Source organism: Nitrogeniibacter mangrovi, from assembly GCF_010983895.1.
In the GTDB taxonomy this organism is placed as follows: domain Bacteria; phylum Pseudomonadota; class Gammaproteobacteria; order Burkholderiales; family Rhodocyclaceae; genus Nitrogeniibacter; species Nitrogeniibacter mangrovi.
In genome coordinates, this window is the sequence record NZ_CP048836.1 from 2,785,147 (window position 1) to 2,802,972 (window position 17,826).

Here is a 17,826-nt window from a genome sequence, read left to right on the forward strand (position 1 = left end):
ATTTTACATCGAATGACCTCCTTCCGTGACCGCCGGATGCAAACGGCCGTGTGGGCCGGTGTCGGCCTCGCCGTGCTGGTGCTGCTGTGGCTGCTCTCGCCCATCCTCGCCCCCTTCGCGGTGGCCGCGGTGCTGGCCTACATCTGCGATCCGATGGTCACCTGGCTGGTGGCGCGCCGGCTGCCGCGCGCGGCGGCGGTGCTGATCGTCATCGCCGTGCTCGGCCTCGCCCTGCTGTTGCTGCTGCTCATCCTCGTGCCCACGGTGTATCGCGAAGCGGTGGCCCTGATCGCGCGCCTGCCCGATCTGGTGGAGATGATCAACACCACCGTGCTGCCGCGGCTCAAGGCGCACATGGACGTCAACCTGCAGCTGGACGCCGGCTCCATCCGCCAGTGGGTGACCGAAAACTGGAGCTCGGCGCAGGATCTGCTGCCCGGCCTGCTCAAGAAGGCGGGCACCGGCGGCGCGGCGGTGATCGGCTTCTTCGCCAACCTGCTGCTCATCCCCATGGTGATGTTCTACCTGCTGCAGGAATGGCCGCACATCACCGAAGGGCTGCGCCGCATCATCCCGCGCCCGATGGTGGATCGCTCGATGCGCATCCTCGGCGACATCGACCGGGTCATGAGCGAATTCCTGCGCGGGCAGCTGTCGGTGATGCTGCTGCTGGCGATCTTCTACAGCATCGGCCTGTGGCTGGCCGGGCTCAAGTTCGCCCTGCCGGTGGGCGTGATCACCGGCCTGCTGGTGTTCGTGCCCTTCGTGGGCTTCACCGCCGGTCTGGTGCTGGCGCTGCTCTCGGCCGTACTGCAGGCGCAGGGCTGGCCGCCGATCATCGGCGTGGCGGTGGTCTATTCGCTCGGCCAGCTCATCGAAAGCTTCCTGCTCACGCCCTACATCGTGGGCGACCGCATCGGCCTGCATCCGCTGGTGGTCATCTTCGCGCTGATGGCCTTCGGCCAGCTGTTCGGCTTCGTCGGCGTGATGGTGGCGTTGCCCGCAAGCGCGGCCCTGCTGGTGGCCCTGCGCGAGCTGCGTGGCGCCTATTTCGCCAGCCATGTCTATCTGGGCGACGCGGCGCACGACGACGACGCGGCATGAAACAACTGGTCCTCGATATCCGGCTCGACGCCCCGCCGCGCCTGGGCAACTACTTCATCGGCGACAACCGCCCGCTGCTGGCCGCGCTCGACGCGCTGGTGCGCGGTGAGCCCACCGGCCATCTGTACCTGTGGGGCCAGCCTGCCACCGGCAAGAGCCACCTGCTGCGGGCGGTGGCCGCCGAGGCGGCCGACACCGGTTACCTGGGCGCCGCCGAGGTGGCCGAGCCCCTGCCCGCGCACCGCATCCTGGCCATCGACGACATCGAGCACCTGGACGATGCGGCCGCCATCGCAGTGTTCAACGCCTTCAACCGGGCCGCGGCGCAGGGACAGACGCTGCTGCTGGCGGGCGATGCGCCGCCGCGCGAGCTCAAACTGCGCGAGGACCTGCGCACCCGCATCGGCCAGTGCCTGGCCTTCGAGATCCAGCCGCTCACCGATGCCGCGCGTTCGGCTATCCTGAGCACACTGGCGACCCAGCGCGGGCTGCGCCTCGACGGGGACGTGATCGGCTACCTGATGCGCCACGGCCGCCGCGACATGCCCTCCATGCTGCACACCCTCGACGCCCTCGACCGCGCCTCGCTGGAACACAAGCGCGCCATCACCCTGCCCCTGCTGCGCGATCTGATGCGCACCGGGCTCGACATCTGACACGGAAAGGCCATGAAGCTCGTTCTCTTCGATCTCGACAACACCCTGCTGGCCGGCGACTCGGACTTCGCCTGGGCCCAGTTCCTCATCGGCAAGGGGGTGCTCGACCGCGAGGTGTATGAATCGCGCAACCTCCAGTTCTACGAGCAGTACAAGGCCGGCACCCTGGACATCTTCGAGTTCCTCGACTTCCAGCTCGCGCCGCTGGCGCGCCACGAACGCGCCCAGCTCGATCGCTGGCATCAGGAGTTCATGGACATCGCCATCCGCCCGATCATCACCGACGCCGCCCGCGCGCTGGTGGCCCAGCACCGCGACGCCAATACCGTGGCGGCCGTGGTCACCGCCACCAACAGCTTCGTGACCGGCCCCATCGTGCGCGAATTCGGCATCCCCCACCTGGTGGCGACCATCCCCGCCCAGGAAAACGGCCGCTTCACCGGCAAGCCGCGCGGCATGCCGGCCTTCAAGGCGGGCAAGATCGAGCGCGTCGAGGCCTGGCTCGAATCCATGGGCCTGTACCTGGGCAGCTTCGAGTCCACCCGCTTCTACAGCGATTCGCACAACGACATCCCGCTCATGGCCCGGGTGGGCGAGCCGGTGGCGGTCGATCCCGACGACACCCTGCGCGAACATGCCCGGCTGCACGGCTGGCAGGTGATCAGCCTGCATGGCTGAGCGCGGCCAAACCGTCACGGGCATAGGCTGCCAGGCATGCTCTGCGGTATCATCGCGGGCTTGATCCACCCCGAACCCAGGCTTCGATGATCCGCAAACTGCTGCGCAAGGTCTTTCGCCGCGCCGCACCCGACGGCGACAACGCCCCGGCCCTGATTCCGGTCCAGACCCACGGCATTGCGCCCGAAGAGGTCTCCTATGCCGGGCGCAAGGTATGCACGGTGCTTCAGGAAGCCGGCTTCCAGGCCTTCGTGGTCGGCGGCGCGGTGCGCGATCTGCTCGCCGGCCAGACCCCCAAGGATTTCGACGTCGCCACCAGCGCCACGCCCGAAGAGGTCCGTCAGCTGTTCCGCCGCGCGCGCATCATCGGGCGGCGCTTCAAGATCGTGCACGTGATGATCGGCGGCGAGATGATCGAGGTGTCCACCTTCCGCGCGATGATCGACGCCGAGGACGCCGAAAAGGACGAGCACGGCCGCATCCTGCGCGACAACGAGTACGGCAGCCAGGAAGAGGACGCGCTGCGCCGCGACTTCACCGTCAACGCCCTGTACTACGACCCGACCACCCAGAACATCATCGATTACCACCACGGCGTCGCCGACCTGCAGCAGAAGACCCTGCGCATGATCGGCGACCCGAAGGTGCGCTACCGCGAGGACCCGGTGCGCATGCTGCGCGCGGTGCGCCTGGCCGCCAAGCTCGGCCTGGCCATCGACCCGGCCGCCCGCCGGCCGATCCGCGAGATGGCCGAGCTCATGGACAACGTGCCGGCGGCGCGCCTGTTCGACGAGATGCTCAAGCTGCTGCTCTCGGGCCACGCGGTCAAATGCCTCACGCAGCTGCGCGAGGAAGGCCTCCATCATGGCCTGCTGCCGCTGCTCGACGTGATCCTCGAGCAGCCCATGGGCGAGCGCTTCGTGTGGCTGTCGCTGGAGAACACCGACGAGCGCGTGAGCGAAGGCAAGCCGGTCTCGCCGGGCTTCCTGTTCGCCACCCTGCTGTGGCACGAGGTCCTGGTCGCCTGGGAAGCGCGCAAGGCCAGGGACGAACACGCCCACCCGGCCCTGTTCGCCGCCATGGACGAGGTGCTTGCCACCCAGGGCGAAAAGCTCGCCATCACCCGTCGCATCGCCGGCGACATCAAGGACATCTGGGCCCTGCAGCCGCGCTTTGAGAAGCGCGCCGGCAAGGCGCCGTTCCGCCTGCTCGAGCAACCGCGCTACCGCGCCGGCTGGGATTTCCTGCGCCTGCGCGCCCTGTCGGGCGAGATCGACATGGCCCTGGTCGACTGGTGGGACACCTTCGCCCATGCCGGCGGCAACCAGCGCGAGGGCATGCTGACCGCGCCGACCGAAGGCAGCGGCCGCAAGCGCCGGCGACGGCGCAAGCGTCGGCCGGGTGGCGAGGGTTCGGGCGCCAACGCGTCGGGCGAATGAACGCGCCGCGGCCGGTGACGGCCTTCATCGGACTGGGCGCCAACCTGGGCGACGCGGTCGCCGCGCTGCACGCGGCCTGCACCGCCCTCGAGGCCCTGCCGGACACCACCCTCGTGGCGTGCTCACGCCTGTATCGGAGCGCCCCGGTCGGCGTCACCGGCCAGCCCGACTACGTCAATGCGGTGGCACAGGTGCGCACCCCCCTGTCGGCGGAGTCCCTGCTGACGGCCATGATGCGCATCGAGGCCGACCATGGCCGCCATCGTGCCTATCCCATGGCGCCCCGCACCCTCGATCTGGACCTGCTGCTGTACGGGGACGCGCGCATCGATCGTCCCCACCTCCATGTGCCGCACCCGCGCATGCACCTGCGCGCCTTCGTCCTCGTGCCGCTGGCCGAGCTGGCGCCGGAGCTGGAGATCCCCGGCGCCGGACGGGTGGCCGACCTGCTCCCCGCGGTGGCCGACCAGGCCATCGAACCCCTTTCCGAGTTGACCTGACCGGGCCGGCCTGTGATGCTTTCCGTCAGCAGGTCCGACCACTGAGAAACATGCTCGACAAAGCCAAGTACATCGTCGTCGAAGGGCCCATCGGGGCCGGCAAGACCTCGCTCGCCCGGCGGCTTTCCGCCCGGCTGGAGGCCGAACTGCTGCTCGAGCAGCCCGAACTCAACCCCTTCTTGCCGCGCTTCTATTCCGACATGACGCGCTGGGCGCTGCCCACGCAGCTGGCCTTCCTGTACCAGCGCGTCGACCAGCTGGGACGCTATCAGGCCGGAGACGTGGCCGGGCGCCGCGTGGTGTCGGACTTCATCCTCGACAAGGATCCGCTGTTCGCCCAGCTCAACCTCGATCCCGAGGAGTTCCGGCTCTATCAGCGCACCTTCGACATGGTGGTGCCCAAGCCGACGCCGAAGCCGGATCTGGTCATCTACCTGCAAGCCAAACCCGACACGCTCATCGAGCGCATCGGCAAGCGCGGGGTGGAGGCCGAACGCCATATCACCGCCCACTACCTGGAACGCGTGGCCGAGCGCTACGCCCAGTTCTTCTACCAGTACGAGGCCTCGCCGCTGTTCATCGTCGATGCGGAGGTGCTCAACCCGGTGGACCATGCCGACGACTTCGACCTGCTGCTCGATCGCCTGCGCGCGATGCGCAGCTTCCGGGAGTTCTTCGGCTACGCCTGAGAGACGGCCGCGCACCCCGCCCGCGCCCGGCACACGGCCCTGCCGCTTGTGTCCCGCGCCGGCCTGCGGTTTACTGCGCGCCGAGAGAGGGAGATTCGCATGAGTTATCTGCAGGACAACAAGCCGATCACGCTCACCACCTTGGCGAAGATGCGTGCCGAGGGCGAGAAGATCGCGATGGTCACCGGCTACGACGCCAGCTTCGCGGCGCTGCTCGAGCGCTGCGGCGTGGACGTGGTGCTGGTGGGTGATTCGCTCGGCAACGTGCTCCAGGGACAGAAGACCACCTTGCCGGTCACCCTCGAGCACATGGCCTATCACACCGAATGCGTGGTGCGCGGCTGCAACCGGCCCTTCGTCGTCACCGACATGCCCTTCGGCAGTTATCAGGAAAGCCCCGAGCAGGCCATGCGCAACGCCGCCCGCCTGATGGCCGCGGGCGCCCAGATGGTCAAGCTCGAAGGCGGCGCGCACATGGCCGAGACGGTCCGCTTCCTCGTCGAGCGCGGGGTGCCGGTGTGCGCGCACATCGGCCTGACGCCCCAGTCGGTCAACCAACTCGGCGGCTACCGGGTGCAGGGGCGCACCGAGGCCGGCGCGACCGAGCTCAAGGCCGACGCCCTGGCACTGGAGCAGGCCGGCGCCGCCCTGGTCGTCATGGAGATGGTGCCGGCCGACGTGGCCGGCGAAATCACCCGCAGCCTGAGCACCATGGCCACCATCGGCATCGGCGCCGGCGCCGACTGCGACGGCCAGGTGCTGGTGCTGCACGACCTCATCGGCGTGTTCCCCGGCCACAAGGCGCGTTTCGTCAAGAACTTCATGGAAGGCGCGGCGAGCATCGACGAGGCGGTGAGCCGCTATGTCGAGGCGGTGCGCAACCGTACGTTCCCGGCTGCGGAACACTGCTACTGATCATCGACCCGGATACCCCATGCAGATTCATACCACCATCGAGAGCCTGCGCGAGGCCCGCCGTGCCGCCGGCCGCGTCGCCTTCGTGCCCACCATGGGCAACCTGCACGAGGGTCACATCACCCTCATGCGCCAGGCCGGCGAGCGCGCCGACGCGGTCATCGCCAGCATCTTCGTGAACCGGCTCCAGTTCGGCCCAAGCGAGGACTTCGACAAATACCCGCGCACCCTCCAGGCCGACTGCGAAAAGCTCGAGGCGGCCGGCGTGCAGCACCTGTTCGCGCCGGACGAGACGGTCATGTATCCGAAGCGCCAGAACTACCACGTGGAGCCCGACGGCGCCCAGGTGACGGTGCTCGAAGGCGCCTTCCGGCCGGGACATTTCCGCGGCGTGGCCACCGTGGTGCTCAAGCTGCTCAACATCGTGCAGCCCGATGTGGCCCTGTTCGGCAAGAAGGACTACCAGCAGCTCATGGTGCTGCGCAACATGGTCGAGCAACTCGCCCTGCCGGTGGAAGTGCTGCCGGGCGAGACGGTGCGCGCCGAGGACGGCCTGGCCCTGTCGAGCCGCAACCGTTACCTGTCGGCAACCGAGCGCGCCGAGGCGGTGCGTCTGGTCCGCTGCCTGCGCCGCATCCGCGAGGCGGTGCACGCCGGCGACCACGACTATGAAAAGCTCGAGCGCGCCGCCATGACCGAACTGGCGACCCACAACTGGCAGCCCGACTATGTCGCCGTGCGCCGCCGCGCCGATCTGCAGGAGCCGGGCGGCCCCGAGGAGGCGCTGGTGGTGCTGGGCGCCGCCCGGCTGGGCACCACCCGTCTGATCGACAACCTCGAAATCTGACTCGCCTGACGCACTTTTGATCTGGGTCAGCAAGCCTGTGGCGGACCCGGCGCAGCATGAGGCCGTACTCATTCCGGATGGACCGGGCCACCTCATGTATCTTCGTGCCGTACTTACCGACCGACCCCTCGTCTACGCCTGCGCTGGTTGCGCCAGCGCCGGCCAGATGTCGAACTATCTCGCCCTCAAGCTCGACCGCGCCGGACTGGCCCAGATGGGCTGCCTGAGCGGCGTCGCGGCAGGCCTGCCGCACATGGTCGCCGAGGCGGCGGGCAGCCGGCCGGTGCTCGTCATCGATGGCTGCCATCACGCGTGCGCGCGACGCTGCCTGGCGAATCAGTCGGTCGAGGCGGATGCGCACGTCGTGCTCACGCGCCTGGGCGCGCGCAAGCAGTTCCGTCGGGATTTTTCCCTCGACGAGGCCGAGGCCCTGGCCGAGCAGCTCGTGGACCGCATCGAAGCCCTGACACAAGTGGCCGAGATGCACTGAACGGGCCATTCCCGACGCATGATTTCGTCGCAAGATGCTTGCGTGTTTGCCCGGTTCGTAAGAAGCTAGGCCCGTGGGTGCAGGGTTTCCATCGCAGATGCCGTGCCCCACGCCTTGCAACAGACGCGGCGCCGCAGGGCGCCGAGAATCGAACACGGATTCCGGAGGGAGAGGTTCGTATGAGTACGACAGTTCAGCAGATTCTTGATCACAAAGGTTCGGGCACGATTTCGGTCACGCCCGAAGCGACGGTGATGGATGCCCTCGAACTGATGGCCAAGCATGACGTGGGCGGTGTGCTGGTGCTCAAGGACGGGCGTTTGGTGGGGATCTTCACGGAGCGCGACTATGCACGCAAGGTGGCCATCAAGGGCCTGTCCTCTCGTGACGCCACCATCGGTGAGTTGATGACCACGAACGTCTCGACGATCACGCCCGATTGCTCCACCGACGAAGTCATGAACATCATGACGCAACACCGCTTCCGCCACCTGCCGGTGCTCAAGGACGACCGCCTGTGCGGCATCGTCACCATCGGCGACGTGGTCAAGGCCGTCATCGCCGAACACGAGGCGACCATCCATCAGCTGTCGAGCTACATCGCCGGCGACATCACCGCCTGAGGCCGGCCGGCGGACGACCCGCAACCCGCCCCTGTGGCGGGTTGCTTGCGTTTACGACGCCGGTTGCCCGCCTTCGGGCAGGCACACCGTCACCGCGAGGCCATGGCCATCGTCGCGCGCCAGCCCCGGTCCGAACGCCAGCGTGCCCCCATGCAGCTGGGCCACCCGTTCGATGATCGACAAGCCCAGACCGACGCCCTCGACGTCCTGCACCTCCCCACGCGAGAAGCGCCCGCGCAGCCGTTCCGACTCGTCCGCGGACAGCCCCGGACCGCTGTCGGCCACCCGCAGGCAGATCTGCTGCCCCTCGCGTCCCACATGGACCGTCACCCGGCCCCCGTGCGGCGTATAGCGCAACGCGTTGTCCACCAGGTTGCGCGCCAACACCTCGAGCCAGACCGCATTGCCCGACACCCAGGCCGGCACGGCGTCCAGGTCGAGCGTCTGCTGGCGTGCATCGGCTTGCGGCACCATCCGCGCGCACACCGTTTCGGCGACTGCCGCCAGATCGACCGCGCCGAAGCCCTGCTCGGCGGCCCCCGGCTCCAGCCGCGCCAGGGTCAGCAACTGCTCGACCAGGTGGCCCATGCGATCGACGGCCGCAAGCACCTGCCCGAGTGCACGCTCGCGCGCCTGGGGGTCGGCCGTGCGGGCCGCCACCTGCGCCTGCACCTTGAGCGCCGCCAGCGGGGTGCGCAACTCGTGCGCCGCATCGGAGGTGAAGCGGCGCTCATTCTCGAGCGCCGCCTCGACGCGGCCGGTCAGCCGGTCGATGGCCTCGATCAGGGGCAGGATCTCGCGTGGCGTATGCTGGAGCCCCGCCACCGGCGCCAGGGTCTCCGGCGACATGGCCGCCACGGCCTGTGCAGTCCGGTCCAGCGGCCGCATCGCCCGGCCGACCACCCACCACACGGCCAGCGCCATCAGCGGCAGGCCGATGCCCATGGGCATGAGCAGGTGCAGCGCCATCTCGGTGGCCACGTTGTCGCGCGCCGCATGATCCTGCCCCACCACCACGAACAGATCGCCGTCGTGGTCCGTCACCCCCAGGAATCGCCACATCGCGTGATCCACGCGCCGTTCCACGAAGCCGGCATGGGTGATCATGGGGTCGGTGGGCGCACTGGGCGAACGCAGCACCAGGCGCTCGCCACCGTTCTCCCGAATCCACACCTGGTACCGCAACGGCAGTTCGTAGCGCATGGCATGCGCTTCCATGTCGTGCGCCACCTCTTCCGACTCGCCGACCGACACCAGCGCAAGCAGCGTTTCGGCCACCTGCACCAGTTGCGCATCGAACATCTCGTCGGCCTCGTGGTGTGCCGTGCGAAACGCCAGCCAGGCCGCCCCGGCCCAGAGGATGCCGACCACCACGACCAGGATGAGGACGAGGCGCTGACGCAGCGAGTAGATCCGGCGCATCAGGTGTCGCCCTCACCGAGGGTGTAGCCCACACCACGCACCGTGCGGATGAAGCCGCTGCCGAGCTTCTTGCGCAGATGGTGGATGTGCACCTCGAGCACGTTGCTCTCGACCTCGTCGCCCCAGCTGTACAGCTGGTCCTCGATCTGGCGCCGGGTCACCACCCGGCCGCGCTGGCGCATCAGCAGTTCGAGCACGTCGAACTCGCGCCCGGTCAGGGTCACCGGCACGCCGCCGCGGGTCACGCTGCGCGCGGCCGGATCCAGCGCCACCTCGCCCGCCTGCAGGATGTCCCGCGCCTGGCCACCGGCGCGGCGCAGCAACGCCCGCAACCGTGCCGTCAGCTCATCCAGGTCGAAGGGCTTGACCAGATAATCGTCGGCCCCCAGGTTGAGCGCCTCGACCTTGTCACGCACCTGATCGCGCGCGGTGAGCACGAGCACCGGGGTCACGTCTGCCGCGGCACGGCGGCGCGCCAGCACCTCGCGGCCGTCGAGCCGGGGCAGGCCGAGGTCGAGCACGACGGCGGCAAACCCGCCCCCGGCCAGGGCCGCCTCCGCCGCCGGGCCATCGCGCACCCAGTCGACCACGAAACCCGCCTCGCGCAGACCAGCGCACAACCCGTCACCGAGCAGAGGGTCGTCCTCGACGATCAGCAGCCGCATGGTGCCTCAGCGCGGGATCCGCACCCGATGCTCGTCGAAGATGCCTTCAGCGGCCCCCTGGTGACAGGCACCGCAGTTGGCGGCGGAGCCCACCGCCGGCCGGGACCACACCTCGGAGCCGACTTCATGGTGGGCACGGATGAACCAGCGCGTCTCGGTGATGCGCATGGGCATCTCGAAGCGGCTGGCCGTTGCGCTGGTGCGGGTGCGGGTGCGGTCTTTGTCATCGCCGCCATCATAGCGCCAGCGCATGCCCCGCGCATCCGCGGCATGCGCCGCCAGATAGCGCCGGATGTGCGCCGTGGTATCCGCCGGCAGCTCCGCGTTTTCGCCGAAGTGACTGGACAGTCCATCCATGACGCGCTCCCAGGAGGCCGTTGGCAGCAACTGGGGTGGATACGGCACATGACAGGCGCCGCACTCGGTCGCCCACACGGCATCCCGTGTGCTCGCCCCGCGCCCGAACCACGACTCCTCGTCCGCCCGCGCCTGCGGCCAGTCGAAGAGTCCGAACGAAAGCACCGCCACCGCGCCCACCACGAGCGCACCTTTTGTCGTCATGTTCATTTTCGCGTCTCCAAACTCATCAGCCATGCGATCACGGCTGCCTTTTCCCGGTCGCTGCAAGCGCGCGCAAGCACGTCCTTGCAGTTGCGTCCGAACCACTTCTCCACCTTGGCCGGATCGGTGAATCGCGCCGGGTTGGCTGCCGGCGCCATGGGCGCGATCCGCTTGCCCACGCGGGTCTTGCCATCCTGCGTGGGGTCGTCGGTATGGCACGCGGTGCAGTGACGCTCGCCGGTGCCGCCGGCACGGAAGAGCTGTTCGCCCTCTGGGATCAGCGTCGCCGCCGACACCCCGGCGCGGGCGGCATACGCATCGCGCAAGCTCGCCGCCTCGTCGGCCTGGGCCGCCAGGCCCAGGCCCATCAGCCAGCCGCACAACATCCATCGCTTAACCATGGGAGATCTCCCCGTCCTGATCGAGATACTGGCGACCGGTGACCATGGCCTGCGCCACGCGCTCGCCACGCCAGTGATGGAACGCCAGCGCCCCCAGATGCAAGCCGATGAACAGCAGGATCAGGGTGAAACCGGCCTCGTGAGGCTCCTTGAACAGATCCTCGAGCTGACGCATGCCGCCGAACAGGGCGTTGAGCGGGCCGGTCTGGAACTCGGTCGCGGCCAGGCCGAGGCCGGTCGCCACCATCAGCGCGACGATGAGGTAGAAGCCGATGAAGGCGAGCGAGGCCATGGCGTCGTGACCGCGTCGGGCCCGTGGCCAGCGCAGCGACGCGAGCCCCGCCCACGCGGACGGATGCCACAGATCCTTCCAGCGTGCCGAGACGGGGCCGATCAGGCCCCACAGCACCCGCACCGTCAGGCCGGCGGCCAGCGCGTAGCCGCTGACGATGTGCCACTGCCAGAACACGGTGTCGCCACCGCCGTCCTCGAACAGTTCGGCCAGCTGACTGGTCGCGATGAGGGAAACGATGGACAGGACGATCCACCAGTGAGTGAGCCGGAGCAAGGGGTCGAAAACCTTTACCGGCGTTGCTTGTGTCATCTTCATGATGCCCTCCTTGAACAGGATGGGCGCCACTTTGAACCGCGAAGCTTAGGGAAGTCTTAAGACGGCATGCTCATGACGTGCCGAGCGACAGCGCCATGCGCGCGTTGCGCAGGGACACTCCGCGCCGGATCACGGTGTGCCGGGCGATGACGCGGAAACCGAAGTGCCGGAAGAACGGCTCGGCGGTCAGGCTCACATCGGCGTGCATGGCGACCAGTCCGCGGTCGTTCGCCTGCGCGATCAGCCGCTGCATCAAGGCCCGCCCCACACCGGTGCCGGCCGCCTCGGGCGCCACGAAGAACATGTCCACCCGGCCGTCCGCCTGCAGGTCGGCGAAACCGACGATGGTCTCGGACCGCCGGGCCACCCACGGCGCGTTCGCCCGCACCCGCGCCAGCCAGGCCGCCGGCGGCGCGCCCGCGGGCGCCCAGGCCACCTGCTGCGCCGCCGTGTAATGCGCCGAGGTCAGACGGTGCACGGCGGCCTGGAACAGCGCCCACAGCACCGGCAGGTCATCGTCGTGAGCACGGCGCAGGTCCACCGTCGCCATCAGCCCGGGGCGGCGCGATGTCATCCGGGCACGCCTTCGGCCGGCTCGATCCCGCACAGGCCGAGCATGGTGCGCAAGCCGGCGCTGAGGTACTTGTCCTGATGGCGCACCACCTTCAATACCCGCGTCAGATCGAAGAAGGGGGTCGCCAGCGGCACCAGCCAGCCTCCCTCGAACGCGTCGGCGAGGGTCACCTCGGGCAGGCAGCCGAGGCCGGCGCCGGCGCGTACCGCCTGGCGGATGGCTTCGGGCTGCGCGAACTCGAGCACGACCCGGGGCACCGCCGACAAGCCGGCAAAGGCCCGTTCGAACACGGCCCGGGTGCCGGAGCCGGGCTCGCGCAACACCCACTCGGCGGTGCGCGCGGCGCCCGGGTCGAGCGTGCCCGTGGCCGCCAGGGGATGGTCCGGCGCCGCGAACACGCACAGCTTGTCCTGACGCCAGGGCACGGCTCGCAACCGGGGGGAGATCACGCCCCCTTCGACGAAGCCCAGATCGATGCGGAACGCGAGCAGATCGGCCTCGATGGTGGCGCTGTTGTGGATGCCCAGGCGCACCTCGGCGGCCGGATGGCGCCGGCGCAGTTCCGCCAGCAGCGGCGGCAACAGGTAGTTACCGATGGTCATGCTGGCGCCCAGGGCCAGACTGGGTGCAGCATCGACCCCCACCCCGAGGGACTCGATCTCGCGCGCCCGGTCGAGCACGCCGAGCACCTGCGGCAACAGCGCCCGACCGATCTGGGACAGGTGCAGCCGCCGGCCCACCCGGTCGAACAGGCGTACGTCGAGCTGACGCTCGAGATCCGCCAGCGCCATGCTGGCGGCGGCCTGGGTCAGCGCCACCTCGTCGGCCGCGCGGGTCACCTGCCCATGCCGTGCGATGGCGGCGAACACTTCCATCTGCCGAAGCGTGATCTTCATAAGCCGGGCTGATTTACATCATCATCAATATCAGTTTTACGGATTATATGCGCGGATTCTACTATCGGCCACGTCTTTGACCTGACCCACATGCCGCCATGAAGCTCACGCTCCACGCCGCCCCCGTTGCCACGCATGCCCGCCATCTGCCCGGCCTCGCCCTTGTCGTCGCGCTGGCGCTCGTCGCGACCTGGCTGGCCCGCGCCGGCCACCTGGCCCGTTACGGTGCCAGTGCGCTGACGCTCGCGATCGTGCTCGGAGCCCTGGTCGGCAACCTGCTGCGCCAGCATCACCTGACATCGCTGGCCGCCGGCATGAGCGTGGCGCAACGGGGGTTCCTGCGCGCCGGCGTCGCCCTCTACGGCCTCAACCTGAGCGTCCAGCAAGTGGTCCGGGTCGGCGGTGCCGGGCTGACGGTGGACCTGTTCATGGTGGCCTCCACGCTCGCGCTGGGCTATCTGGTAGGCACCCGGGTGCTGCGCATGGACCGGCATCTGGTGTGGCTCACCTGCGCCGGCAGCGCCATCTGTGGCGCGGCTGCGGTGGTGGCCGCCGTGCCGGTGCTGCGCAGCGACAGCGACAAGACCGCGGCGGCGGTGGCCACGGTGGTGATCTTCGGCACCCTGTCGATGCTGGTCGACCCCCTGCTCTACCACGCCCTGCCGGCCACCCACCCCATCTTCGGCGTATTCGTCGGCGCCACCGTGCACGAGGTCGCCCAGGTGGTGGCCATCGGCAAGGGGCTGGGGGGCGAGGTCGCCGGCACGGCGGTGATCGTGAAGATGATCCGGGTGATGCTGCTGGTGCCCTTCCTGCTGACGCTCTCCTGGCTGGAAGGCCGCGGCACCGACGGCGAGCGGCGCATCACCGTGCCCTGGTTCGCGCTCGCCTTCCTCGCCCTGGCCGGCGTCAACTCGCTGCAGGTGGTACCCGAGCCGGTGCTCGCCGGTCTGCGCCAGCTCGGGATCTGGCTGCTGACCGCCGCCATGGCCGGTCTGGGCCTGTCCACCACGCTCGCGGCCATGCGCCGGGCCGGACTCGCCCCGCTGCGGCTGGCCGCCCTGCTGTTCATCTACCTGGTGCTGGCGGGCGGTGCGATCAACTGGTGGCTGCTGGGCTGAAGGGGCGACGCAGGCTCACTCCCCTTCCGGCACTTCCAGCACGTAGCCCATGCCCCGCACGGTATGAATCAGGCGCGGCTGGAACGGCTCGTCCACCTTGCTGCGCAGCCGGCGCACCGCCACTTCGATCACGTTGGTATCGCTGTCGAAGTTCATGTCCCACACCTGCGAGGCGATCAAGGAACGGGGCAGCACCTCGCCCTGCCGGCGCAAGAGCAGTTCGAGCAGTGAAAACTCCTTGGCGGTCAGATCGACGCGCTTGCCCGACCGGGTGACCCGGCGGCGCAGCAGATCCAGTTCCAGGTCGGCGGCCGCCAGGGTGGTCGGCTCGGTGCCGCTGCGGCCACGGCGCAGCAAGGTGCGCACCCGGGCGAGCAGTTCGGCGAAGGCGAAGGGCTTGACCAGGTAGTCGTCCGCGCCCAGTTCCAGTCCCCGCACCCGGTCCTCCACCTGGTCGCGGGCGGTCAGGAACAGCACCGGGGTGTCCTTGCCAGCGTGGCGCACGGCTTCGAGCAGGTGCCAGCCGTCGAGCCCCGGCAGCATCACGTCGAACACCATGAGATCGTGATCGCCGGTCAGCGCCAGGTGCAGGCCGTCGGTGCCGGTACGCGCCAGTTCGGTGACGAATCCGGCCTCGCTCAGGCCCTGGCGCAGGTAATCCCCCGTCTTCGGTTCGTCTTCGACAATCAGCACCTTCATGAGGCCACCCGGCGTTTTCCCTTCACATGGCCCCCAGTGTGCCAGCCTTCCGCCACGGCATCGCCAAGATTACAAAGATGTAACGTCGGCGTCAGCTTTGTGTCGGTCCACACGCAAGACACTGTGGATGAACGTCATAAGGACACCCGCCATGTCACGCTTCGCACGACTCGTCGCCGCTTTGCGCGCCTGGATGAAGGCCAACGCCGAGGCCCATGCCAAGGCCCCGACCCTGCCCTGCTGCTCGGCCCCGCCCCCGGGGGCGGGACGGCATCGGCGCTGATCATGAACGAACCCCGGACCGATCCCGTCATCATGCTTCGATTCGCTGCCCTGATCCTGGCCCTGGTGGCCATGACCGCCCACGCCGACATGTCGATCCCGACCCCGTCGCCCGGCTTCAAGCCCCGCCTCATCGTGGGCAAGACGCTCTACGACAAGAACTGCGCCAAATGCCATGGAGCCGACCTGACAGGCACGCATCAGGGCCCGCCGATGCTCAACCCGATCTACCGGCCCGGCCATCATGCCGATCCGGCCTTCCAGATGGCGGTGGCACACGGCGCGCAGGCCCATCACTGGCCCTTTGGCGACATGCCGCCGGTACCCGGCCTGACGCCGGACGACGTCGGTCACATCACCGCCTACATCCGCATGCGCCAGCGACACGCCGGCATCGAGTGAGAGGCGCGACACGCACCACGGCCCTTGCGTACGGCACGAAAAACACAGGCAGACGAGAATCGCCTCGTCTATCGTAACCAAAGGGCGCCAGCGCGCCCCGGAGAACCAGGAGAGCATCATGTCGATGATCACGGCAAAACGCAGCATCGGCGCATGCCTCGTCGCCCTCGCACTCGCGACCGGCGCCGGACACGCATTGGCAGACGATACCCGTAGCCCGGCGCAGTACGGCCCCGGGATGATGGGTGGCTACGGTCCCGGGATGATGGGTGGTTCCGGCCCCGGGACGACGGGCGGCTATGGCCCCGGGATGATGGGCGGCTACGGCCCCGGCATGATGGGCGGCTACGGCCCCGGGATGATGGGTGGCTACGGCCCCGGGATGATGGGTGGCTACGGCCCCGGGATGATGGGTGGCTACGGCCCCGGAATGATGGGCGGCTACGGCCCGGGAATGATGGGCGGTTATGGCCCCGGGATGATGGGTGGCTACGGCCCCGGAATGATGGGCGGTTATGGCCCCGGGATGATGGGCGGCTATTACGGCCCGGCGTTGTCCGCCGACCAGCGCAAGGCCATCAACGCCATTCAGGACGATGTGCGCAAGCAGCACTGGTCGATGATGGGGGCCATGATGGACGAGCAGGCCAAGTTGCGTGACCTGTACCAGAGCGGCAAACCGGACCAGGCCGCGATCGCCGAGGCCTACAAGCACATCGGCGAGATCCAGCGCGCCATGTTCCAGTCGATGATCGAGGCGCGCCAGAAGATCGACGCGGTGCTGAGCGGGAAGCAGAAATAGCGCGTTATTGAACCGGGCTCACGAGGGCGGTAGCCGCGCGGTTGACGCAGCATGCCGCCTCGTAGGCGACAACACCGCCGCCGGCCAGTGCCACACCGGCGGGTCGGGCGCGACGCCGGGGCGCCACGGGCCCGCCTCAGGCCTTCTTCACGAACTCCGACTTGAGCTTCATGCCGCCGAAGCCAGGGATCTTGCAGTCGATGTTGTGATCCCCCTCGACCAGGCGGATGCCCTTGACCTTGGTGCCCACCTTGAGGGGCTGCGAAGCCCCTTTCACCTTGAGATCCTTGACCACCACCACGTCGTCACCATCGGCGAGCAGATTGCCGTTGGCATCCTTCACCACCAGGGTGTCGTCCGCGGCCGGCGCGGCGTCCTTCGACCATTCGTGTGCGCACTCGGGACACACGTACATGGCACCGTCTTCATAGGTGTATTCGGAACCACAGCTGGGGCAGTTGGGCAGCGTGCTCACGGCATCCTCGATAGCAAAATACAATCAAGGCCGAACAATGCCATAAATCAGGCGTCAAGGCGACCCGGCTTGCGCGCCACCACGAAGGCCGCCTTGTGGCGCGCGGGCCGCCACTGCGCTTCGATCTCGAAGCCGGCCGCGACCAGCTCCGCTGTCAGCCCCTCCAGGCGCAGGCTCGAGATGCGCGGCAGCAGCGGCAGCGCGCGAACAAGCGGTGCCAGCAGGCGCAGGCCGAGTGGCGCATCGGCGGCGCAGAGGGTGCTGGAGATGAACACGCCCCCCGGCTTCAACAGCGCATGCGCCCGTGCCAGGGTGTCGCGCCGGTTCGGCAGCAGATGCAGGACGTTCATGCCCAGGATGACGTCCCAGCGGCCCGCCGGGCTGTCCAGATCCGTGAGTGTGGTGTGCTCGAAGCTCAGGTTGTCGATCCCCGCCGCCTGCACCTTCTCGCGCGCAATCGCGAGCATCGCCGCCGAGGTGTCGATCGCATGCACCTGCGCCACCCGCGGCGCAAGGACGAGCGCGGTGGAGCCGGTGCCGCAACCGAACTCCAGCACGCGGCTGTCGGGCCGCAGATAGGCCCGGGTCTTCTCCAGCTTGGTCTCGTAGGCCGCCGGGTCGGCAATCGGCATGCGCGCGTACCGCACCGCCATGCGGTCCCAGAACCAGGAAGGTCGAAACACGGTCGTTCTCCCGAGGAGCGGACGCGGGTGCGTCCGAGTGCGCCAGTGAAGCGGCCGGGCAATCGGCCGATGAAGGTGCATTCCTACACCCGGTCCGTCAGAGCGCCCCAAGATACGCCAGTTCGACGATCGGCGTGCCCGTCCGCGCGCGCCGGTCGGTGTGCCAGGGCTGCTCTCAATGAGCCTGCGGTCGCGTCTTCATGAGCATCGCTCCGTCGCGCGTGAAGGTGGCCTCACGGTAGAGATGCACGGGCGGTTGATAATCCAGCCTGGCAGACTATGATTGTTCGCG

General features: G+C 68.6%; 24 protein-coding genes. 14 read left to right on the top strand and 10 right to left on the bottom strand.

Annotated elements, in window-relative coordinates:
* The first annotated feature begins 12 nt into the window (after positions 1 to 12).
* The 10 genes from G3580_RS12900 to G3580_RS12945 all read left to right on the top strand — a co-directional run bounded on the left by G3580_RS12900 (position 13) and on the right by G3580_RS12945 (position 7,941).
* The gene (locus G3580_RS12900; RefSeq protein ID WP_173766116.1) at positions 13 to 1,104 is read left to right on the top strand and encodes an AI-2E family transporter; all 1,092 of its coding nucleotides are present in this window, start codon (positions 13 to 15) and stop codon (positions 1,102 to 1,104) included.
* Positions 1,101 to 1,760 (top strand): DnaA regulatory inactivator Hda, encoded by a 660-nt coding sequence (gene hda / locus G3580_RS12905; protein ID WP_173766118.1) that lies wholly within the window; start codon positions 1,101 to 1,103, stop codon positions 1,758 to 1,760. The genes G3580_RS12900 and hda overlap by 4 nt, the downstream gene beginning before the upstream one ends.
* A gap of 12 nt (positions 1,761 to 1,772) precedes the next feature.
* On the top strand, positions 1,773 to 2,438 hold the full coding sequence (locus tag G3580_RS12910; protein ID WP_173766120.1) for a histidinol-phosphatase: 666 nt from the start codon (positions 1,773 to 1,775) through the stop codon (positions 2,436 to 2,438).
* 86 nt (positions 2,439 to 2,524) lie between these two features.
* Positions 2,525 to 3,877, top strand: a complete 1,353-nt coding sequence (gene pcnB, locus G3580_RS12915) for a polynucleotide adenylyltransferase PcnB (RefSeq protein ID WP_173766122.1) — start codon at positions 2,525 to 2,527, stop codon at positions 3,875 to 3,877.
* Positions 3,874 to 4,377, top strand: a complete 504-nt coding sequence (gene folK / locus G3580_RS12920) for a 2-amino-4-hydroxy-6-hydroxymethyldihydropteridine diphosphokinase (RefSeq protein ID WP_173766124.1) — start codon at positions 3,874 to 3,876, stop codon at positions 4,375 to 4,377. The genes pcnB and folK overlap by 4 nt, the downstream gene beginning before the upstream one ends.
* 50 nt (positions 4,378 to 4,427) lie before the next feature.
* Complete coding sequence (locus G3580_RS12925) at positions 4,428 to 5,066, top strand: deoxynucleoside kinase (RefSeq protein WP_173766126.1); 639 nt, start codon at positions 4,428 to 4,430, stop codon at positions 5,064 to 5,066.
* Positions 5,067 to 5,165: 99 nt separating this feature from the next.
* Positions 5,166 to 5,981: a 3-methyl-2-oxobutanoate hydroxymethyltransferase gene (gene panB / locus G3580_RS12930; protein WP_173766128.1), complete on the top strand. Its 816-nt coding sequence runs from the start codon at positions 5,166 to 5,168 to the stop codon at positions 5,979 to 5,981.
* Between the two features lie 19 nt (positions 5,982 to 6,000).
* The gene (panC, locus tag G3580_RS12935) at positions 6,001 to 6,828 is read left to right on the top strand and encodes a pantoate--beta-alanine ligase (protein ID WP_173766130.1); all 828 of its coding nucleotides are present in this window, start codon (positions 6,001 to 6,003) and stop codon (positions 6,826 to 6,828) included.
* Between the two features lie 94 nt (positions 6,829 to 6,922).
* Positions 6,923 to 7,318, top strand: coding sequence for a putative zinc-binding protein (locus tag G3580_RS12940; RefSeq protein WP_173766132.1), 396 nt, complete (start codon positions 6,923 to 6,925; stop codon positions 7,316 to 7,318).
* Positions 7,319 to 7,497: 179 nt separating this feature from the next.
* Positions 7,498 to 7,941 (top strand): CBS domain-containing protein, encoded by a 444-nt coding sequence (locus G3580_RS12945; RefSeq protein WP_173766134.1) that lies wholly within the window; start codon positions 7,498 to 7,500, stop codon positions 7,939 to 7,941.
* Positions 7,942 to 7,992: 51 nt separating this feature from the next.
* Here G3580_RS12945 and G3580_RS12950 read toward each other — a convergent pair whose 3' ends face one another.
* The 7 genes from G3580_RS12950 to G3580_RS12980 form a co-directional block, all read right to left on the bottom strand.
* Complete coding sequence (locus G3580_RS12950; protein ID WP_173766136.1) at positions 7,993 to 9,363, bottom strand: ATP-binding protein; 1,371 nt, start codon at positions 9,361 to 9,363, stop codon at positions 7,993 to 7,995.
* Positions 9,363 to 10,028 carry a response regulator gene (locus G3580_RS12955; protein WP_173766137.1) on the bottom strand — a complete coding sequence of 222 codons (666 nt, stop codon included), beginning with the start codon at positions 10,026 to 10,028 and terminating at the stop codon, positions 9,363 to 9,365. Before G3580_RS12955 ends, G3580_RS12950 begins: the two co-directional genes overlap by 1 nt.
* Positions 10,029 to 10,034: 6 nt before the next feature.
* Positions 10,035 to 10,595, bottom strand: coding sequence for a diheme cytochrome c (locus G3580_RS12960; protein WP_173766140.1), 561 nt, complete (start codon positions 10,593 to 10,595; stop codon positions 10,035 to 10,037).
* The gene (locus G3580_RS12965; protein ID WP_228720659.1) at positions 10,592 to 10,957 is read right to left on the bottom strand and encodes a DUF1924 domain-containing protein; all 366 of its coding nucleotides are present in this window, start codon (positions 10,955 to 10,957) and stop codon (positions 10,592 to 10,594) included. The genes G3580_RS12960 and G3580_RS12965 overlap by 4 nt, the downstream gene beginning before the upstream one ends.
* A gap of 25 nt (positions 10,958 to 10,982) precedes the next feature.
* Positions 10,983 to 11,600 carry a cytochrome b/b6 domain-containing protein gene (locus G3580_RS12970; protein WP_217424489.1) on the bottom strand — a complete coding sequence of 206 codons (618 nt, stop codon included), beginning with the start codon at positions 11,598 to 11,600 and terminating at the stop codon, positions 10,983 to 10,985.
* A 70-nt stretch (positions 11,601 to 11,670) separates the two neighbouring features.
* Positions 11,671 to 12,174, bottom strand: a complete 504-nt coding sequence (locus tag G3580_RS12975; RefSeq protein ID WP_217424490.1) for a GNAT family N-acetyltransferase — start codon at positions 12,172 to 12,174, stop codon at positions 11,671 to 11,673.
* Positions 12,171 to 13,070, bottom strand: coding sequence for a LysR substrate-binding domain-containing protein (locus G3580_RS12980; RefSeq protein ID WP_173766144.1), 900 nt, complete (start codon positions 13,068 to 13,070; stop codon positions 12,171 to 12,173). Before G3580_RS12980 ends, G3580_RS12975 begins: the two co-directional genes overlap by 4 nt.
* A 98-nt stretch (positions 13,071 to 13,168) precedes the next feature.
* On the opposite strand from G3580_RS12980, the gene G3580_RS12985 reads away from it, so the two are divergent.
* A complete protein-coding gene (locus G3580_RS12985) occupies positions 13,169 to 14,191 on the top strand; it encodes a YeiH family protein (RefSeq protein ID WP_173766146.1) in 1,023 nt (340 codons plus the stop codon).
* Between the two features lie 15 nt (positions 14,192 to 14,206).
* Here G3580_RS12985 and G3580_RS12990 read toward each other — a convergent pair whose 3' ends face one another.
* Complete coding sequence (locus tag G3580_RS12990; RefSeq protein ID WP_173766147.1) at positions 14,207 to 14,890, bottom strand: heavy metal response regulator transcription factor; 684 nt, start codon at positions 14,888 to 14,890, stop codon at positions 14,207 to 14,209.
* 151 nt (positions 14,891 to 15,041) lie between these two features.
* Here G3580_RS12990 and G3580_RS20270 point away from each other — a divergent pair, with 151 nt between their 5' ends.
* The 3 genes from G3580_RS20270 (at position 15,042) to G3580_RS13000 (ending at position 16,376) form a co-directional block, all read left to right on the top strand.
* Positions 15,042 to 15,173: a hypothetical protein gene (locus G3580_RS20270; protein ID WP_267313311.1), complete on the top strand. Its 132-nt coding sequence runs from the start codon at positions 15,042 to 15,044 to the stop codon at positions 15,171 to 15,173.
* Between the two features lie 2 nt (positions 15,174 to 15,175).
* Complete coding sequence (locus G3580_RS12995) at positions 15,176 to 15,574, top strand: c-type cytochrome (RefSeq protein ID WP_173766149.1); 399 nt, start codon at positions 15,176 to 15,178, stop codon at positions 15,572 to 15,574.
* A 118-nt stretch (positions 15,575 to 15,692) separates the two neighbouring features.
* Complete coding sequence (locus G3580_RS13000; RefSeq protein WP_217424491.1) at positions 15,693 to 16,376, top strand: Spy/CpxP family protein refolding chaperone; 684 nt, start codon at positions 15,693 to 15,695, stop codon at positions 16,374 to 16,376.
* A 136-nt stretch (positions 16,377 to 16,512) separates the two neighbouring features.
* On the opposite strand, the gene G3580_RS13005 is transcribed toward G3580_RS13000, so the two are convergent.
* Complete coding sequence (locus G3580_RS13005; RefSeq protein WP_173766151.1) at positions 16,513 to 16,851, bottom strand: zinc ribbon domain-containing protein YjdM; 339 nt, start codon at positions 16,849 to 16,851, stop codon at positions 16,513 to 16,515.
* 47 nt (positions 16,852 to 16,898) lie between these two features.
* Positions 16,899 to 17,534, bottom strand: a complete 636-nt coding sequence (locus G3580_RS13010; protein ID WP_217424492.1) for a class I SAM-dependent methyltransferase — start codon at positions 17,532 to 17,534, stop codon at positions 16,899 to 16,901.
* Positions 17,535 to 17,826 lie beyond the last annotated feature (292 nt).

What these genes read in the sequence shown, in the direction of transcription:
- G3580_RS12945 (WP_173766134.1), top strand. Translation starts at nt 7,498, where the DNA reads ATGAGTACGACAGTTCAGCAGATTCTTGATCACAAAGGTTCGGGCACG.
- G3580_RS12970 (WP_217424489.1), bottom strand. Translation starts at nt 11,600, where the DNA reads ATGAAGATGACACAAGCAACGCCGGTAAAGGTTTTCGACCCCTTGCTC.
- G3580_RS12900 (WP_173766116.1), top strand. Translation starts at nt 13, where the DNA reads ATGACCTCCTTCCGTGACCGCCGGATGCAAACGGCCGTGTGGGCCGGT.
- G3580_RS12910 (WP_173766120.1), top strand. Translation starts at nt 1,773, where the DNA reads ATGAAGCTCGTTCTCTTCGATCTCGACAACACCCTGCTGGCCGGCGAC.
- G3580_RS12990 (WP_173766147.1), bottom strand. Translation starts at nt 14,890, where the DNA reads ATGAAGGTGCTGATTGTCGAAGACGAACCGAAGACGGGGGATTACCTG.
- G3580_RS12940 (WP_173766132.1), top strand. Translation starts at nt 6,923, where the DNA reads ATGTATCTTCGTGCCGTACTTACCGACCGACCCCTCGTCTACGCCTGC.
- G3580_RS13000 (WP_217424491.1), top strand. Translation starts at nt 15,693, where the DNA reads ATGTCGATGATCACGGCAAAACGCAGCATCGGCGCATGCCTCGTCGCC.
- G3580_RS12980 (WP_173766144.1), bottom strand. Translation starts at nt 13,070, where the DNA reads ATGAAGATCACGCTTCGGCAGATGGAAGTGTTCGCCGCCATCGCACGG.
- G3580_RS12925 (WP_173766126.1), top strand. Translation starts at nt 4,428, where the DNA reads ATGCTCGACAAAGCCAAGTACATCGTCGTCGAAGGGCCCATCGGGGCC.
- G3580_RS12960 (WP_173766140.1), bottom strand. Translation starts at nt 10,595, where the DNA reads ATGAACATGACGACAAAAGGTGCGCTCGTGGTGGGCGCGGTGGCGGTG.
- G3580_RS12955 (WP_173766137.1), bottom strand. Translation starts at nt 10,028, where the DNA reads ATGCGGCTGCTGATCGTCGAGGACGACCCTCTGCTCGGTGACGGGTTG.
- G3580_RS20270 (WP_267313311.1), top strand. Translation starts at nt 15,042, where the DNA reads ATGTCACGCTTCGCACGACTCGTCGCCGCTTTGCGCGCCTGGATGAAG.
- pcnB (WP_173766122.1), top strand. Translation starts at nt 2,525, where the DNA reads ATGATCCGCAAACTGCTGCGCAAGGTCTTTCGCCGCGCCGCACCCGAC.
- G3580_RS12985 (WP_173766146.1), top strand. Translation starts at nt 13,169, where the DNA reads ATGAAGCTCACGCTCCACGCCGCCCCCGTTGCCACGCATGCCCGCCAT.
- G3580_RS12975 (WP_217424490.1), bottom strand. Translation starts at nt 12,174, where the DNA reads ATGACATCGCGCCGCCCCGGGCTGATGGCGACGGTGGACCTGCGCCGT.
- G3580_RS12965 (WP_228720659.1), bottom strand. Translation starts at nt 10,957, where the DNA reads ATGGGCCTGGGCCTGGCGGCCCAGGCCGACGAGGCGGCGAGCTTGCGC.
- folK (WP_173766124.1), top strand. Translation starts at nt 3,874, where the DNA reads ATGAACGCGCCGCGGCCGGTGACGGCCTTCATCGGACTGGGCGCCAAC.
- panC (WP_173766130.1), top strand. Translation starts at nt 6,001, where the DNA reads ATGCAGATTCATACCACCATCGAGAGCCTGCGCGAGGCCCGCCGTGCC.
- G3580_RS12995 (WP_173766149.1), top strand. Translation starts at nt 15,176, where the DNA reads ATGAACGAACCCCGGACCGATCCCGTCATCATGCTTCGATTCGCTGCC.
- hda (WP_173766118.1), top strand. Translation starts at nt 1,101, where the DNA reads ATGAAACAACTGGTCCTCGATATCCGGCTCGACGCCCCGCCGCGCCTG.
- panB (WP_173766128.1), top strand. Translation starts at nt 5,166, where the DNA reads ATGAGTTATCTGCAGGACAACAAGCCGATCACGCTCACCACCTTGGCG.
- G3580_RS12950 (WP_173766136.1), bottom strand. Translation starts at nt 9,363, where the DNA reads ATGCGCCGGATCTACTCGCTGCGTCAGCGCCTCGTCCTCATCCTGGTC.